Genomic DNA, 16,445 nt, shown 5'->3' on the forward strand with positions numbered 1-16,445 from the left:
CCCGGTGGCGCTTCGCTTACCGGGCCTACAGGAGCACGAACGTTAACGCGACATCCCCTGTCCCACCTTTATCACCGCCGCAATATTCCTTGCGGCCATCTGTACATTCTGTTGCGCATTTTCCAGCGCATCCTCCAGCGAGCAGATGGTGTAAATCACGCTGAATACCGCATCCAGTCCGTGCTCGTGCACCACGCCAACATCCGCCGTCAGGCTGCCGGCAATGCCGATAACCGGTTTGTTATAGCGTTTCGCGACTCTCGCCACGCCAACGGGCACTTTGCCGTGGATCGTCTGGCTGTCGATACGCCCTTCGCCCGTGATCACCAGATCGGCGTCCGCGACCTGTTCATCGAGATGCAGGGCATCGGTGACAATCTCAATCCCCCGACGAAGCTGTGCCCCGCAAAATGCATACAGCGCCGCTCCCATTCCGCCAGCTGCTCCGCCCCCCGCCAGGTTTAAGACGTCAATATCCAGATCCCTGGCGATAATGTTTGCGTAATGCGCAAGCGCGTTGTCCAGCGTCCTGACCATCTCCGGCGTCGCCCCTTTCTGCGGACCGAATACCGCAGAAGCGCCAGTCTCGCCAATCAGGGGGTTGGTCACATCGCAGGCCACTTCAATTCGACAGTCTGCCAGCCGCTCATCCAGCCCACTAAGATCGATATGCGCAAGGCTTGCCAGTTCGCCGCCGCCCGGCCCAACGGGCTGTGCTTTCGCATCCAGCAGTTTTACGCCCAGCGCCTGCACCATGCCTGCGCCACCGTCATTGGTCGCGCTGCCTCCAATGCCAATAATGATATGCTTAACGCCCGCATCCAGCGCATGACGGATCAGTTCCCCGGTCCCCCACGAGGTGGTGATTAACGGGTTACGCTTTGCAGGAGCAACAAGCTCCAGACCGCTCGCGGCCGCCATCTCGATAAACGCGCTTTTCCCGTCTCCGGATAACCCGAAAAACCCTTCCACGCGTTCTCCCAAAGGCCCGGTAACGGGAACATGGACAAGACGCCCATGGGTGGCTGCCACCATCGCTTCCACCGTCCCTTCGCCGCCATCGGCAACCGGTAATTTGACGTACTCCGCTGAGGGGAAAATTTCGCGAAAACCGACCTCTATCGCTGTCGCCACCTCCAGCGCGCTCAAGCTTTCCTTATACGAGTCCGGAGCGATAACAATTTTCATAAGCCATCCTTACGCATGTTAGTTACGTTAAGCATACACCACGTAAGGGACCGCCCATGGGAGCGGTCCCAGTTGGCTTATCGTACCATGCACGGACGTTTATTGTCGAATGACCACTCTGGGATCAGGTACTGCATCGCCAGCGCATCATCACGTGCGCCCAGCCCGTGTTTCTGGTAAAGCTCGTGCGCTTTCATGACCTGATCCATATCCAGTTCAACGCCCAGCCCCGGCGTAGCTGGAACCTGCACCATCCCCCCCTTGATCTCAAACGGCTGTTTAGTCAGGCGCTGATTGCCCTCCTGCCAGATCCAGTGGGTGTCGATAGCGGTAATGTTGCCCGGCGCAGCAGCCGCTACGTGGGTGAACATCGCCAGCGAGATGTCGAAGTGGTTGTTGGAGTGCGAGCCCCAGGTCAGGCCGAACTCATGGCACATCTGCGCCACGCGAACCGAGCCCTGCATCGTCCAGAAGTGCGGGTCTGCCAGCGGAATGTCCACCGATTGCAGCGAGAGCGTGTGCCCCATCTGGCGCCAGTCGGTCGCGATCATGTTGGTGGCGGTTGGCAGCCCGGTGGCGCGACGGAACTCCGCCATCACTTCACGTCCAGAGAACCCCTGCTCTGCGCCGCACGGATCTTCCGCGTAGGCCAGCACGCCTTTGAGCTGCTTACCAATTTTGATCGCCTCTTCAAGCGACCAGGCACCGTTCGGATCCAGCGTGACGCGCGCCTGCGGGAAGCGCTTCGCCAGCGCGGCAATCGCCTCAGCTTCTTCTTCACCCGCCAGTACGCCGCCTTTCAGCTTGAAGTCATTAAAGCCATATTTTTCATACGCGGCTTCAGCCAGGCGCACCACCGCATCCGGGGTCATCGCTTCATCGTGACGCACACGATACCAGTCGCATTTTTCGTCCGGCTGGCTCTGGTACGGCAGCGGGGTGAGTTTGCGGTTGCCGATAAAGAACAGGTAGCCGAGCATTTCCACTTCGCTGCGCTGCTGGCCGTCGCCCAGCAGGGAGGCGACATTGACGCCCAGATGCTGGCCTAGCAGATCCAGCATCGCGGCTTCAATACCCGTGACCACATGGATAGTGGTACGCAGATCAAACGTTTGCAGACCACGGCCACCCGCATCACGATCGGCAAAGGTCGTACGCACGCTGGTCAGCACATTTTTGTACTCGCCCAGCGTTTTACCCACCACCAGCGGAATGGCGTCCTCCAGCGTTTTACGGATCTTCTCCCCGCCCGGGATTTCACCGACACCGGTATGCCCTGAGTTGTCCTTGATCACCACAATATTACGGGTGAAGAACGGCGCATGGGCGCCGCTCAGGTTCATCAGCATGCTGTCATGTCCCGCGACAGGAATGATCTGCATGGAGGTGACTACAGGGGTAGAAAATGTGCTCATCGTTCGATCCTTTTATCAGTGACGTCCAAATACAGGGCGCTTACGGTCAAATGTCCAGCCGGGGATAAGGTACTGCATCGGGCCTGCGTCGTTGCGCGCGCCGCCCGGCAGTTTTTTATACGCTTCATGCGCCTTGTGGATCTGATCCCAGTCAAGCTCCACGCCCAGCCCCGGCGCATCCGGTACGGCAATGGTGCCGTTTTTGATTTCAAGTGGATTTTTGGTCAGGCGCGCTTCGCCTTCCTGCCAGATCCAGTGCGTATCGATGGCGGTCGGGTTACCCGGCGCCGCCGCGCCAACGTGGGTAAACATCGCCAGCGAAATGTCGAAATGGTTATTGGAGTGGCAGCCCCAGGTGAGTCCCCAGTCATCGCACAGCTGCGCCACGCGCACTGCGCCGGAAAGGGTCCAGAAGTGCGGATCAGCCAGCGGTATGTCCACCGCATTCAGCATCACCGCGTGGCCCATTTCGCGCCAGTTAGTGGCGATCATGTTGGTCGCAACCGGCAGCCCGGTAGCGCGGCGGAATTCGGCCATCACCTCGCGGCCAGAAAAGCCCTGCTCGGCGCCGCACGGATCTTCCGCGTAGGTCAGCACGTCGCCCAGTCCTTTGCACAGCGCGATAGCTTCATCCAGCCGCCAGGCGCCGTTCGGATCGACGGTGATGCGTGCCTCCGGGAAGCGTTTTTTCAACGCGCGCACGCTGTCAATCTCCTGTTCGCCCGGCAGAACGCCGCCTTTCAGCTTGAAGTCTTTAAAGCCGTAGCGATCCTGCGCCGCCTCTGCCAGGCGTACCACCGCCTCGCCAGAGAGCGCTTCCTGATGACGCAGGTGATACCACGCGTGGCTGCCCGGCGAGCGTTCCAGATACGGCAGATCGGTTTTCGTCCGGTCGCCAACGTAGAACAGATAGCCCAGCACCGTTACTGCATCACGCTGTTTGCCTGGCCCCAGCAGTTCGCAGACCGGCACGTTCAGCGCCTTGCCCAGTAAATCAAGGAGAGCCGCCTCCAGCGCCGCCACCGCGTTAACGCGCAGTTCAAACGTCCAGGCGCCTTTGCCGAAGGTATCAAAATCAGCCGACTGGTTGCCCTTATGCACCCGCTGAACCACCTTGTTCAGGCGGGCGACCTCCTGCCCAACCACCTGCGGGATGGCGTCGACCAGCGTCTGGTAAATCACCTCTCCGCCAGGCGCTTCCCCGACGCCGGTATTCCCTGCGCTGTCGGTCAGCACCACGATGTTGCGGGTGAACCAGGCGTTATGCGCGCCGCCAATGTTGAGCAGCATGCTGTCCTGACCCGCCACCGGGATGACTTTCATCTCCGTCACAATCGGGCTTGATTGCGTTGTCATCATCCGCGCTCCCCAACAGGTTTCAGTTCGATTCGTTTGATGTCCCCCACCAGCACCAGGTAACTGAGTACCGCCACCAGCGCATGGACGCCTACATAAATCAGCGCACCATTGAAGGAGCCGGTGGTGCCGACGATGTAACCGATAGCGATTGGGGTGACAATGCCGGAAATGTTGCCAAACATGTTGAACAGACCGCCGCTCAGGCCGCTGATCTCTTTCGGCGCGGTATCTGCCATCACCGCCCAGCCCAGCGCGCCGATGCCTTTACCGAAGAAGGCCATCGCCATAAAGCCGATAATCATCCACTCCGCGCTGACGTAGTTACAGAACACCATGGTCATGGAGAGCAGCATGCCGAGCACGATTGGCGTTTTACGCGCAATATTCAGCGAACCGGTGCGACGCATCAGCCAGTCGGAGATGACCCCGCCGAGCACCCCGCCCACGAAGCCGCAGATGGCTGGCACAGAGGCGACAAAACCCGCCTTCAGAATCGACATCCCGCGCGCCTGCACCAGGTAAACCGGGAACCAGGTGATGAAGAAGTAGGTTAAGGCGTTAATGCAGTACTGGCCGAGATAGATACCGATCATCATCCGTGAGCCGACGAGCTGTTTGATCTGCCCCCATTTCTGGCTGAACGGGACTTTTGCTTTCTGGGTTTTCTGATCCATGTTGATCAGCGCCCCGCCTTCAGCAATGTAGTCCAGCTCTTTCTTGTTCACGCCCGGGTGCTGGTTTGGTTCGTGGATCACTTTCAGCCAGATAAAGCTGATGACGATCCCCAGCCCGCCCATGAAGAAGAAGACGTGCGACCAGCCCACTTCGTGCGTCAGCCAGCCCATAATTGGCGCGAAAATAACCGTCGCAAAGTATTGCGCCGAGTTAAAGATTGCTACCGCCGTTCCCCTCTCCTGCGCCGGGAACCAGGCGGCCACAATGCGGCTGTTGCCCGGGAAAGATGGCGCTTCCGCTAAACCCACCAGGAAGCGGAGGGTAAAGAGCGCAATGATAATGCCGAAGCCGCTGAAGATATCCACGAAGCCCTGTAACAGGGTAAACATCGACCAGATGAAAATGGACCAGAAATAGACCCGTTTTGAGCCAAAGCGGTCCAGCAGCCAGCCGCCAGGGATTTGGCCGATTACGTAGGCCCATGAAAATGCGGAGAAAACATAACCCATACCCACCGGATCAAGTCCGATGTCCTTTGCCATCTCAGAGCCGGCAATGGATAACGTGGCACGGTCGCCGTAGTTGAAAGAGGTGACGATAAACAGCATCACCACTATCCAGTATCGGGCGTTGGTGCGCTTCTCAGCGCTGCTCGCCGCGTGGCTTAATGTACTCATTGTTGCACTCCTGAAACATAGCTTTCGCCTGGTTCATTCTGTACAGCACCTGTAGGGTAATCAGAATGAGAGATTTGTGTTTGGTTTTGGTACGGCCCGAAGCCGTTTTATAGTGACGGGAAAAGTATATGAAGGAGTGACCGGTTCTCTCACCGTGCAGAAACACAACATTGACGGGCGTGGGGAACGTGGATTGGGGCATAAGCCCAAAGTGGTGGAAGATACTTCACGGAATTGAGGATATGGTGCAGCTTCGTTGCCGGGTGGCGGCTACGCCCTACCCGGCCTACAGCTCGTATAGTACAGGGTTAGTTCAGGAGCGTGGCCCAATGTTCAACCCAGGGATTTGACTCGCTTTCCGGTTCGGGGTGCTCGCCAGCATCAATCAGTAACATCTCGCCGACCCGCTGAGCGTGCTGTTCCTGCAACAGCGCGTCGAACTTCTTACCGCCGCCGCAGAAATTGGCGTAAGAGCTATCGCCGAGGGCGATGATGCCATAGTGAACATCTGGCTGATAGCCAAGCTGGTCTTTAATGCCCTGGAAAAGCGGGACGATGCTGTCCGGGAGATCGCCCTGCCCGGTGGTGGAGGTCACCACCAGAATGTATTTATCTTTATACTTTTCCCAGTCTGCCAGCTCCGGGTCTTCATAGACCGTTGCTTTATGGCCCTGATTGACGAGGATTGCTTCTGCTTCCTCCGCAACCAGCAGCGAGTTGCCGTACATCGTGCCGACAAAAATACCTACTTCAGCCATGCTTTGCTCCCGTAATTATTGCGCTTGCTGTTCATCCTGAACGTTGCCTGCGGCAAACTCAACCCTTTCATTTTCGGGGAGTTGTCCTAGCCAGCCAAACTGTGACAGCGCCTGCATCCAGACCTCGTCCAGCCCCGCGCGAATAGTCAGCGGTTCGCCGGTAAACGGGTGCGTCAGGCTTAGCTCGCTGGCGTGCAGCATCAGTCGGTTACAGCCAAAGTGCTCTGCCGCGCTGCGGTTCTGCCGCAGATCGCCGTGCTTGCTGTCGCCGATAATTGGGTGGCGCAGATGTGCAAGGTGGCGGCGAAGCTGGTGCTTGCGCCCGGTTTTGGGCAAAAGCTCAACCAGACTGTATCGCGTAGTGGGAAATTTGCTGGTCGCCACCGGCAGTTCTGTGGTCGCCATACCGCGATAGTCGGTCACCGCAGGCTGCGGACCTTTATCTTCGCGGGCAAATTTATCGGCGATTTTATCCAGTTCCTCCACCAGCGGATAATCCAGCGTGGCGGAATCCGTCAGCCAGCCGCGCACAATGGCGTGGTAGCGCTTCTGGATCTGGTGCTGTTCAAACTGCTGCGACAGCAGGCGCCCGGCCTCACTGGAAAGCCCCATCAGCAGAACGCCAGAGGTTGGCCGATCCAGACGGTGGGCAGTAAAGACGTGCTGACCGATTTGGTCGCGCACGGTTTGCATAACAACCACTTTCTCATCGCGATCGAGCCAGCTTCGGTGTACCAGCCAGCCGGACGGTTTATTCACCGCCACCAGCCACTCATCCTGATACAGGATCTCAAGCGTCATGCATCGTCACCGGCGAAAAGCGTATCCAGCTTTTCCAGCTCAACCAACATAACGTCGCGCGCCGGGTGAGTCGCCTCCAGCGCCATTTCGTAATAGGGAGAGACGGCAAACGCCTGGGGCAACGCGTGTCCCCCTTCCAGCAGCGCGTGCATGCGCGGAATTAATACCCACTGGAGCCATTCGAATGGAGACAGCGTATCCAGACAAAACGGCTGGGTGCTGGCGAACGCGTCTGGCTGCGGCGCACTTTCCTGCCACAGCTGATGCTGGCGCATAAGGGCTTCGATGGCGTGCAACTGCGCACGAACGCTATCGTGATGCGTCATAGTAACCTCAACTGAAAAACGGAATGGCGCGAAGCATAGCATTGCGGAAGACAGAAATAAAAAAAGGGAGCACTGTAAAAACAGTGCTCCCGGTTCGTTTCGCAGCATTCCAGCTACAATACGTGCTCCCTGCTCATCCGTGACAACTTTTCCTGATGCCCGAAGGCCTGGTCATCCCTTTACCTTTTGCTTCCTGCTCACATCATCCTGACGTGTAGGTTTCGTCCTGAAACGTCCTGGCCATCCTGACCCACCGACCATCCTGACCGGCTCACGTTCTCCTTCCTGGAGGTGTCCCTTACGCATCCTGCGTGATCCACTTTGCTTCATCCTGAAGCCTTCCTGCGGCGTCGTCCTGACGTGTTCCTGGTGAGAAACGCCATCATCCTGATGTTCGTTTCTCGCGTCGGCATCCTGTCGACACAGATAGAATCCGCTATTCTGCCTCGTCTTACAACCCATCCTGTGAGCAAGGTAAGCCTGGCGAAACGGGGATAATCGTTTCAGGAAATCGCTAACCTGTTGAAAGGGAAGTTAATATTAATCTGAAATCCCTAAGACAATGCTAATTGTTTCGGCGATGTCTCACAGTGCGTGTAAGAGATCTCTCACACGTCCAGTAGCATCATGGATTACAGAAGCGGCTCAAGTCGGGTAAGAAAATCCGCAAGAGAAGGCGCGAGAACGTCGCGATTGCGGGTGCCGAGCGTCTCTTTAATGACCTCGCCAGACAGGTTGCAGACTGAAATGACGTCCAGTTCACTGTCGAGCGTCGCAATAAAGAGAGTCGGGGAGAGCTTAAGGCGTTTTTGCGTGACCAGGTGACCAATGAGGTTTTCCTGAACGCGTTGAAGATCGTCTTCGCTCCAGGTTTGCAGCAGCGTCAGCGGCTGTCCTGCAAAACATGCAGTCATATCCCCGGCAAACTGCGTGGTATAAATTGCATGAAGCGCAGGTTGTATCACAATGTCCATTGCGCGTTCAACCGCATTTACATTCTGCTCGCCCGTGAACGGTTTCGGTTGCCAGATAACGTAATCATCCTGCGAAGCGATAATGCACGGTGACGGCACGCCATATAAGTCAGTACTTTGCGGCCACGTCCCCCGCTTTTCATGCCAGGCATCGCAATAGCGGGTCGTGAAGGACGTCAGAGCATTTGCAGTTTCGATATCCACCGATTTCTCTCTTCTTGTAAGACAGGATAAACTCAGCCCCTAAGTGTACCTGTAAAGTGGCTATGAAACATGTCTTACGAAAATCATCAGGCGTTAACGGGCTTAACGCTGGGTAAATCGACCGATTACCGCGACACCTACGACGCAAGCCTGCTTCAGGGTGTGCCGCGCAGCCTGAACCGCGATCCGCTTGGCCTTCATGCCGACGCGCTGCCGTTCGTCGGCGGTGACATCTGGACGCTGTACGAACTCTCCTGGCTGAATGCGCGCGGTCTGCCGCAGGTGGCCGTGGGCCATGTCGAGCTGGATTACGCCAGCGTAAACCTGGTCGAATCCAAGAGCTTTAAGCTCTATCTCAACAGCTTTAACCAGACCAAATTTAACAGCTGGGACGAGGTACAACAGACGCTTGAACGTGATTTAAGCGCGTGCGCGCAGGGGAACGTAACCGTCTCGTTATACCGTCTGCATGAGCTGGAAGGTCAGCCCATCGCCCATTTCCACGGCACCTGCATCGACGATCAGGACATTGATGTGGAAAGCTACGAATTTAGCACCGACTATCTGGAAAACGCGGCGGGCGGAAAAGTGGTCGACGAAACGCTGGTCAGCCATCTGCTGAAATCCAACTGCCTTATCACCCATCAGCCGGACTGGGGCTCGGTACAGATCCAGTATCGCGGCCCGCAGATTGACCGGGAAAAGCTGCTTCGTTACCTGGTGTCATTCCGTCATCACAACGAATTCCACGAGCAGTGCGTGGAACGCATCTTCAATGACATACAGCGTTTCTGCCAGCCCGAAAAGCTGAGCGTTTATGCCCGCTATACCCGTCGCGGCGGCCTGGACATTAACCCATGGCGCACCAATACCGATTTTGTGCCTGCCACCGGACGGCTGGTGCGCCAGTAAGATAAATATTTTCACAATATGCGGGCGGTATTCCGCCCGAAGTGTTGTGAAACGTCATAAGCCAGGGCTATTGTAATCAACAGGGAAAGACGATAATCGTCCCATAAGGAGCTCACTTGATTACACATATTAGCCCGCTTGGCTCTATGGATATGTTGTCGCAACTGGAAGTGGACATGCTTAAACGCACCGCCAGTAGCGACCTGTATCAACTGTTTCGTAACTGTTCACTTGCTGTACTGAACTCCGGAAGCCTGACCGACAACAGTAAAGAGCTGCTGTCCCGCTTCGAAAGTTTTGATATCAATGTGCTGCGCCGCGAGCGCGGGGTGAAGCTGGAAGTGATCAACCCGCCGGAAGAGGCGTTTGTCGATGGGCGTATTATTCGCTCACTTCAGGCCAACCTTTTTGCCGTGCTGCGCGACATCCTGTTTGTTAACGGACAGATCAGCAACGCCGGTCGTTTCCAGCATCTCGATCTGGAAAGCTCCGTTCATATCACCAACCTGGTTTTCTCCATTCTGCGTAACGCCCGCGCCCTGCACGTTGGCGAAGCGCCGAACATGGTCGTCTGCTGGGGTGGTCACTCCATTAACGAAACCGAATACCTGTACGCCCGCCGCGTGGGTAATCAGCTCGGCCTGCGCGAGCTGAACATCTGTACCGGCTGCGGTCCTGGCGCGATGGAAGCGCCGATGAAAGGCGCGGCAGTAGGACACGCGCAGCAACGCTATAAAGAAGGCCGTTTTATCGGCATGACCGAGCCGTCAATCATTGCCGCTGAGCCGCCTAACCCGCTGGTTAACGAACTGATTATTATGCCTGATATCGAAAAACGTCTTGAGGCGTTTGTCCGTATCGCGCACGGTATTATCATCTTCCCGGGCGGCGTAGGTACGGCGGAAGAGCTGCTTTATCTGCTCGGGATCCTGATGAACCCGGCCAACAAAAATCAGGTTCTGCCGCTGATCCTGACCGGCCCGAAAGAGAGCGCCGACTACTTCCGCGTGCTGGACGAGTTTATCGTGCATACGCTGGGGGAAGACGCGCGCCGTCACTACCGCATTATTATTGACGATGCCGCAGAAGTGGCCCGTCAGATGAAAAAAGCGATGCCGCTGGTGAAAGAGAACCGTCGTGATACCGGGGATGCCTACAGCTTTAACTGGTCCATCCGTATCGCACCGGATCTCCAGATCCCCTTCGAGCCGTCGCATGAGAACATGGCGAACCTCAAACTCTATCCGGATCAGCCGGTGGAAGTACTGGCAGCTGACCTGCGTCGCGCCTTCTCTGGCATCGTGGCGGGGAACGTGAAGGAGGTGGGGATCCGCGCGATTGAGGAGTTCGGGCCGTATAAAATCCACGGTGACCCGGAGATGATGCGCCGCATGGATGACATGCTGCAGGGCTTTGTGGCTCAGCACCGCATGAAACTTCCGGGTTCTGCCTATATTCCCTGTTACGAAATCATCAAATAAAGCGTCCTTTCCCTCCTCTCAAGCCGGATTGTCATCCGGCTTTTTTATTAGTGATGTAATTCATAGCGATCTTCAATGTTATTAACAAATCTGGCGCCCGCGCAAACGATTACCTCGTTTTTGAAACCGTAAATAATCAGCCTTAATCGAAATTACCTGCCAGAAAATCCTAAAATCCTATTTCTTTACAGCGAAAGACACCTATCTCGCGGGTCAGCCTTTTCGAAAACATGTCGTTAATGGTAGCCTTCGCGCCCGTAAATCCTCTTTGATGTTTTTTTAACAGATAAATGGTCTAAATATGCCCACATCATAAGTGGATTATTGCATTTGGGATCGCGATCACTGATAGATTCATAACGAGAATGTATCTTTCCGCCCGCCAATAGTTACGGGCAAAAATTATTAAAAAACCGTCACTGAACGAATTTCATATTACCGTCAGGCACTTTTTCATCGGATTTGACTAAAAACCTGACAATTTGCTTCCTCCAGGAGATACAGATGGAAACCACTCAAACCAGCACCGTTGCTTCGATTGAATCCCGAAGCGGTTGGCGCAAAACGGATACCATGTGGATGCTTGGCCTGTACGGCACGGCAATCGGCGCTGGTGTACTGTTCCTTCCTATCAACGCAGGTGTCGGCGGTCTGATCCCGCTGATCATCATGGCCATCATCGCCTTTCCGATGACCTTCTTTGCACACCGCGGCCTGACCCGCTTCGTGCTGTCCGGTAAAAACCCGGGCGAAGACATTACTGAAGTCGTTGAAGAACACTTCGGCGTCGGCGCAGGTAAGCTGATTACCCTGCTCTACTTCTTCGCGATTTACCCGATTCTGCTGGTATATAGCGTTGCTATCACCAACACCGTTGAAAGCTTCATGATGCACCAGCTGCAGATGACCCCGCCGCCGCGTGCGATCCTGTCCCTGATCCTGATCGTCGGTATGATGACCATCGTGCGCTTTGGCGAGCAGATGATTGTCAAAGCGATGAGCGTGCTGGTATTCCCGTTTGTTGCAGCCCTGATGGTGCTGGCGCTGTACCTGATCCCACAGTGGAACGGCGCTGCGCTGGAAACTCTGTCTCTGAGCAGCGCATCCGCAACCGGTAACGGCCTGCTACTGACCCTGTGGCTGGCGATCCCGGTAATGGTGTTCTCCTTCAACCACTCGCCAATCATCTCCTCCTTCGCGGTGGCGAAGCGTGAAGAGTACGGCAATGGTGCAGAGAAGAAGTGCTCCAGCATCCTGGCTCGCGCACACATCATGATGGTACTGACAGTTATGTTCTTCGTGTTCAGCTGCGTGCTGAGCCTTTCCCCAGCGGATCTGGCGGCGGCGAAAGAGCAGAACATCTCTATTCTGTCCTACCTGGCAAACCACTTTAACGCACCGCTGATTGCGTGGATGGCACCGATCATCGCGATTATCGCCATCACCAAATCCTTCCTGGGCCACTACCTGGGCGCACGTGAAGGCTTCAACGGTATGGTGATTAAATCTCTGCGCGGTAAAGGCAAGAGCATTGAAATCAACCGTCTGAACAAAATCACCGCGCTGTTCATGCTGGTGACCACCTGGGCGGTAGCCACCCTGAACCCAAGCATTCTGGGCATGATTGAAACCCTGGGCGGCCCGATTATCGCGATGATTCTGTTCCTGATGCCGATGTACGCGATTCAGAAAGTGCCAGCGATGCGTAAATACAGCGGCCATATCAGCAACGTGTTCGTTGTTGTGATGGGTCTGATTGCCATCTCCGCTATTTTCTACTCGCTGTTCAGCTAATACCTCCTGCGCCGTCTGCGGATGGCGCACTCCTCCCCTCTGACTGAAGCAATGGACGCATCATGATTAGCGTATTCGATATCTTCAAAATCGGTATTGGTCCTTCCAGCTCTCACACCGTCGGACCAATGAAAGCCGGTAAACAATTCACGGATGACTTGATTGCACGCGGCATTTTGCACGACATCACCCGCGTGGTTGTCGATGTATACGGTTCCCTTTCCCTGACCGGTAAAGGCCACCATACCGATATTGCCATTATCATGGGGCTGGCGGGTAACCTGCCGGATACCGTTGATATTGACTCCATTCCTGGTTTTATCCAGGACGTGAACACCCACGGTCGTTTGCTGCTGGCGAACGGCGAGCACGAAGTTGAATTCCCGGTTGACCACTGCATGAATTTCCATGCGGATAACCTGTCGCTGCACGAAAACGGCATGCGCATTACCGCGCTGGTCGGCGATAAAGCGGTTTACAGCCAGACGTATTACTCCATCGGCGGCGGGTTTATCGTCGACGAAGACCATTTTGGTCAAACCAACGGCTCCGCCGTTGAGGTGCCGTACCCGTACAAAAACGCGGCCGATTTACAGCGTCACTGCCAGGAGACAGGCCTTTCTCTCTCCGGCCTGATGATGAAAAACGAGCTGGCCCTGCACAGCAAAGAGGAGCTGGAACAGCACTTCGCAAACGTCTGGGAAGTGATGCGCAGCGGCATTGAGCGCGGGATCACCACCGAAGGCGTGCTGCCGGGGAAACTGCGTGTTCCACGTCGTGCGGCTGCGCTGCGCCGCATGCTGGTCAGCACCGACAAAACCACCACCGACCCGATGGCCGTTGTCGACTGGATCAACATGTTCGCGCTGGCGGTGAACGAAGAGAACGCCGCGGGTGGCCGCGTCGTCACCGCGCCAACCAACGGGGCGTGCGGCATTGTTCCGGCGGTCCTGGCGTATTACGACAAGTTTATCCGTGAAGTGAATGCAAACTCACTCGCGCGGTATATGCTGGTCGCCAGTGCGATTGGCTCACTGTACAAGATGAACGCCTCGATTTCCGGCGCGGAAGTGGGCTGTCAGGGTGAAGTGGGCGTAGCCTGCTCTATGGCGGCGGCGGGTCTGGCCGAATTGCTGGGCGCAAGTCCTGCGCAGGTTTGTATTGCGGCGGAAATCGGCATGGAACATAACCTGGGGCTGACCTGCGATCCGGTCGGCGGACAGGTCCAGGTGCCATGCATCGAGCGTAACGCCATCGCCTCTGTGAAAGCGGTGAACGCGGCCCGTATGGCGCTGCGCCGCACCAGCGAACCGCGCGTGTGTCTCGACAAGGTTATCGAAACCATGTACGAAACCGGTAAAGATATGAACGCCAAATACCGCGAAACCTCCCGCGGTGGCCTGGCGATGAAGATCGTTACCTGCGATTAAGCCTCTCAGGAAGCCTCGTTTTGCGAGGCTTCTTCCTGTTTTCCCCACCATTCATAGTTTCATGCTGCGCTCAGTGTTACCCTTCCCCCATTAGACAGAAGGGAGATTATCTGTGGCCGTTCATTTGCTTATCGTCGATGCACTTAACCTGATTCGCCGTATTCACGCGGTACAGGGCACCCCCTGCAAGGACACCTGTTTACACGCGCTGGAGCAGCTCATTCGCCATAGCGAACCCACCCACGCTGTTGCCGTATTCGACGATGAAGCACGCAATACCGGCTGGCGGCACCAGCGCCTGCCGGACTACAAAGCCGGACGTGCGCCGATGCCGGACGATCTGCACGCCGAAATGCCCGTTATACGCGCGGCCTTTGAACAGCGCGGCGTTCCGTGCTGGGGCGCACACGGTAATGAGGCTGACGATTTAGCCGCAACGCTGGCGGTTAAAGTCGCGAGCGCCGGGCATCAGGCGACTATCGTTTCAACCGACAAAGGCTACTGCCAGCTGCTCTCTCCAACGGTCCGCATCCGCGACTACTTCCAGAAACGCTGGCTGGACGCGCCATTTATTGCCAGCGAGTTTGGCGTATCGCCTGAGCAATTGCCGGATTACTGGGGGCTGGCGGGGATCAGCAGCTCCAGAGTGCCGGGTGTCGCCGGTATTGGACCCAAAAGTGCCGCACAGCTGCTGACGGAGTTTCAGAATCTGGAAGGGATTTACGCAAGGCTTGAGGAAGTGCCGGAAAAATGGCGCAAGAAGCTGGAGGCGAATAAAGAGATGGCGTTTATCTGCCGGGAAATCGCAACGCTACAGACGGATTTACAGCTGGACGGGAATTTACAGCAGTTAAGGTTAGAACGTTAAAACAACTACACGATTTTGTAGGCCCGGTAAGCGCAGCGCCACCGGGCGTTACAAACGTTATCGCTCGTCGCGACGCCCACCCACGGCCGCCCACCAGCGACGGATATGCACCGTCACTTCTTCACGGTCGTGATACAGCTGACGCGCCTGGATTTCCGCGTTAATCCCGTGTTCGTCCAGTTGCTGCTGAATATAAGCCAGGTTCTGCGACACCTCTTCGTAACGCTTTTTCATCGGCAGCTTGAGGTTGAAAATCGTCTCACGACACCAGCCGTTCACCAGCCAGGAGGCCATCAGCGCTGCGACTTTCGCCGGTTTTTCTACCATGTCGCACACCATCCAGGAGATGTTGTTACGGGTAGGACGGTAGCGGAAACCATCTTCACGCAGCCAGGTGACCTGCCCGGTGTCCATCAGGCTTTGCGCCATCGGGCCGTTATCCACAGACGAAACCCACATGTTGCGTTTCACCAGCTGATAGGTCCAGCCGCCCGGGCACGCGCCAAGATCGACGGCATACATGCCGTTTGCCAGACGTTCGTCCCACTCGTCCGCCGGGATAAAGACGTGGAACGCCTCTTCCAGCTTCAGGGTTGAACGGCTCGGCGCGTCTGACGGGAAGCGCAGACGCGGGATCCCCATAAAGAACGGCGAGTTATTGGTGGTATACGAGTAGCCGGTGTAGCAACATCCTGGCGCAATAAAGAAGATATGCACGACTGGACGCTTTGGCGTTTCGTAGTTTGTCAGCACTCCCGCATCACGCAGTGCCGCGCGGAGCGGCACGGTAAACTTACGGCAGAACTTCATCAGCTCTTTGCTTTCATTGGTGTCAGCCACTTCCACGCGCAAATCGCCGCCCTTCTCCACCACGCCCTGCAACAGGCCAACAATCGGCGTGATGCGATCTTCCGGCGGAAGATCTTTCAGTAATTCGCCCGCGACAAACATCTGACGGGCGAAAATCAGCGAGCTGAACGGCAGTTCGCGCGCCAGCTTGTCGGCATCATCAGGCTGATAGCATTCAAATACCACATAGCCCGCGTTCTCTTTGACGCGAGCGAATCCGAAGACTTCACGCTTCGCCGCTTTATCGGTGATTTCCGCGGCGCACTCTTTCTCAAACCCCGGGCGACAATATAAAACAACCTTATTCATGAACAACGCCCTTGCGTTTCAGACGGATAGCTCCGATAAACATTAAAACCCAACCCGCCAGGAAGCTGACGCCGCCGACAGGTGTAACAAACGCCCACAGGCGTAAATGCGACAGCGCCAGACAGTAGAGACTGCCGCTGAACAGTACGGTACCCAGCGCCAGAAAGACGCTGCTCCAGTAAAACCAAATGCTGATACGGCGCTGCATCGCCACCGCCAGCCCAAAAATTGCCAGCGTGTGGAACGCCTGATATTCAAGGCCGGTCTGGATCCAGCCCATCTCCACAACGCCCAAAGACTTGCTTAAGACATGCGCGCCAAACGCGCCCAGAGCTACAAAAATAAAGCCACTCACCGCGGCGAAAATCAGCATGAATCGGCTGGTCATGTTTAAGTCCTGAATTAATGCGTGCCCGGCACACAAA

The 16,445-nt window shown here is 56.2% G+C and carries 16 protein-coding genes; 6 read left to right on the plus strand and 10 right to left on the minus strand.

Annotated elements, in window-relative coordinates; all coding sequences use genetic code 11:
* Positions 1–42: 42 nt before the first annotated feature.
* From ACQG11_RS04160 to ACQG11_RS04190, 7 genes are all read right to left on the minus strand, one after another.
* Positions 43–1,188 (minus strand): glycerate kinase, encoded by a 1,146-nt coding sequence (locus ACQG11_RS04160; protein WP_063152097.1) that lies wholly within the window; start codon positions 1,186–1,188, stop codon positions 43–45.
* A gap of 77 nt (positions 1,189–1,265) precedes the next feature.
* Positions 1,266–2,603 carry a glucarate dehydratase gene (gene gudD / locus ACQG11_RS04165; protein WP_046618678.1) on the minus strand — a complete coding sequence of 446 codons (1,338 nt, stop codon included), beginning with the start codon at positions 2,601–2,603 and terminating at the stop codon, positions 1,266–1,268.
* Positions 2,604–2,618: 15 nt separating this feature from the next.
* Entirely contained in the window at positions 2,619–3,959 is a 1,341-nt protein-coding gene (locus ACQG11_RS04170; protein WP_023298498.1) for an enolase C-terminal domain-like protein, read from the minus strand.
* Positions 3,959–5,314: a galactarate/glucarate/glycerate transporter GudP gene (gudP, locus tag ACQG11_RS04175; RefSeq protein WP_003862734.1), complete on the minus strand. Its 1,356-nt coding sequence runs from the start codon at positions 5,312–5,314 to the stop codon at positions 3,959–3,961. Before gudP ends, ACQG11_RS04170 begins: the two co-directional genes overlap by 1 nt.
* Before the next feature lie 308 nt (positions 5,315–5,622).
* Positions 5,623–6,072: a flavodoxin gene (locus ACQG11_RS04180; RefSeq protein WP_045308738.1), complete on the minus strand. Its 450-nt coding sequence runs from the start codon at positions 6,070–6,072 to the stop codon at positions 5,623–5,625.
* Between the two features lie 15 nt (positions 6,073–6,087).
* Complete coding sequence (truC, locus tag ACQG11_RS04185; protein WP_023298500.1) at positions 6,088–6,873, minus strand: tRNA pseudouridine(65) synthase TruC; 786 nt, start codon at positions 6,871–6,873, stop codon at positions 6,088–6,090.
* Positions 6,870–7,199: a YqcC family protein gene (locus ACQG11_RS04190; protein ID WP_022649214.1), complete on the minus strand. Its 330-nt coding sequence runs from the start codon at positions 7,197–7,199 to the stop codon at positions 6,870–6,872. Before ACQG11_RS04190 ends, truC begins: the two co-directional genes overlap by 4 nt.
* Positions 7,200–7,520: 321 nt before the next feature.
* Between ACQG11_RS04190 and ACQG11_RS04195 the strand changes: the two genes are divergently transcribed.
* Entirely contained in the window at positions 7,521–7,697 is a 177-nt protein-coding gene (locus ACQG11_RS04195) for a hypothetical protein (RefSeq protein ID WP_154816618.1), read from the plus strand.
* A 134-nt stretch (positions 7,698–7,831) separates the two neighbouring features.
* Here ACQG11_RS04195 and syd read toward each other — a convergent pair whose 3' ends face one another.
* Positions 7,832–8,377: a SecY-interacting protein gene (gene syd, locus ACQG11_RS04200; RefSeq protein ID WP_022649215.1), complete on the minus strand. Its 546-nt coding sequence runs from the start codon at positions 8,375–8,377 to the stop codon at positions 7,832–7,834.
* Between the two features lie 69 nt (positions 8,378–8,446).
* Here syd and queF point away from each other — a divergent pair, with 69 nt between their 5' ends.
* From queF to xni, 5 genes are all read left to right on the plus strand, one after another.
* Positions 8,447–9,289, plus strand: a complete 843-nt coding sequence (gene queF, locus ACQG11_RS04205; protein ID WP_023298501.1) for an NADPH-dependent 7-cyano-7-deazaguanine reductase QueF — start codon at positions 8,447–8,449, stop codon at positions 9,287–9,289.
* Positions 9,290–9,405: 116 nt separating this feature from the next.
* The gene (ppnN, locus tag ACQG11_RS04210) at positions 9,406–10,770 is read left to right on the plus strand and encodes a nucleotide 5'-monophosphate nucleosidase PpnN (protein WP_023298502.1); all 1,365 of its coding nucleotides are present in this window, start codon (positions 9,406–9,408) and stop codon (positions 10,768–10,770) included.
* 504 nt (positions 10,771–11,274) lie between these two features.
* The gene (locus ACQG11_RS04215; RefSeq protein WP_022649218.1) at positions 11,275–12,564 is read left to right on the plus strand and encodes an HAAAP family serine/threonine permease; all 1,290 of its coding nucleotides are present in this window, start codon (positions 11,275–11,277) and stop codon (positions 12,562–12,564) included.
* A gap of 62 nt (positions 12,565–12,626) precedes the next feature.
* A complete protein-coding gene (locus tag ACQG11_RS04220) occupies positions 12,627–13,994 on the plus strand; it encodes an L-serine ammonia-lyase (RefSeq protein WP_022649219.1) in 1,368 nt (455 codons plus the stop codon).
* Between the two features lie 112 nt (positions 13,995–14,106).
* Positions 14,107–14,862, plus strand: coding sequence for a flap endonuclease Xni (gene xni / locus ACQG11_RS04225; RefSeq protein WP_032626021.1), 756 nt, complete (start codon positions 14,107–14,109; stop codon positions 14,860–14,862).
* A 57-nt stretch (positions 14,863–14,919) separates the two neighbouring features.
* Here the strand turns inward: xni and rlmM are convergent, their stop codons facing one another.
* Positions 14,920–16,020: a 23S rRNA (cytidine(2498)-2'-O)-methyltransferase RlmM gene (gene rlmM, locus ACQG11_RS04230; RefSeq protein WP_022649221.1), complete on the minus strand. Its 1,101-nt coding sequence runs from the start codon at positions 16,018–16,020 to the stop codon at positions 14,920–14,922.
* Entirely contained in the window at positions 16,013–16,408 is a 396-nt protein-coding gene (locus tag ACQG11_RS04235; RefSeq protein ID WP_003862756.1) for a DUF423 domain-containing protein, read from the minus strand. Before ACQG11_RS04235 ends, rlmM begins: the two co-directional genes overlap by 8 nt.
* Positions 16,409–16,445 lie beyond the last annotated feature (37 nt).

The organism is Enterobacter cloacae complex sp. 372C4, assembly GCF_050030615.1.
Lineage (GTDB): Bacteria > Pseudomonadota > Gammaproteobacteria > Enterobacterales > Enterobacteriaceae > Enterobacter > Enterobacter intestinihominis.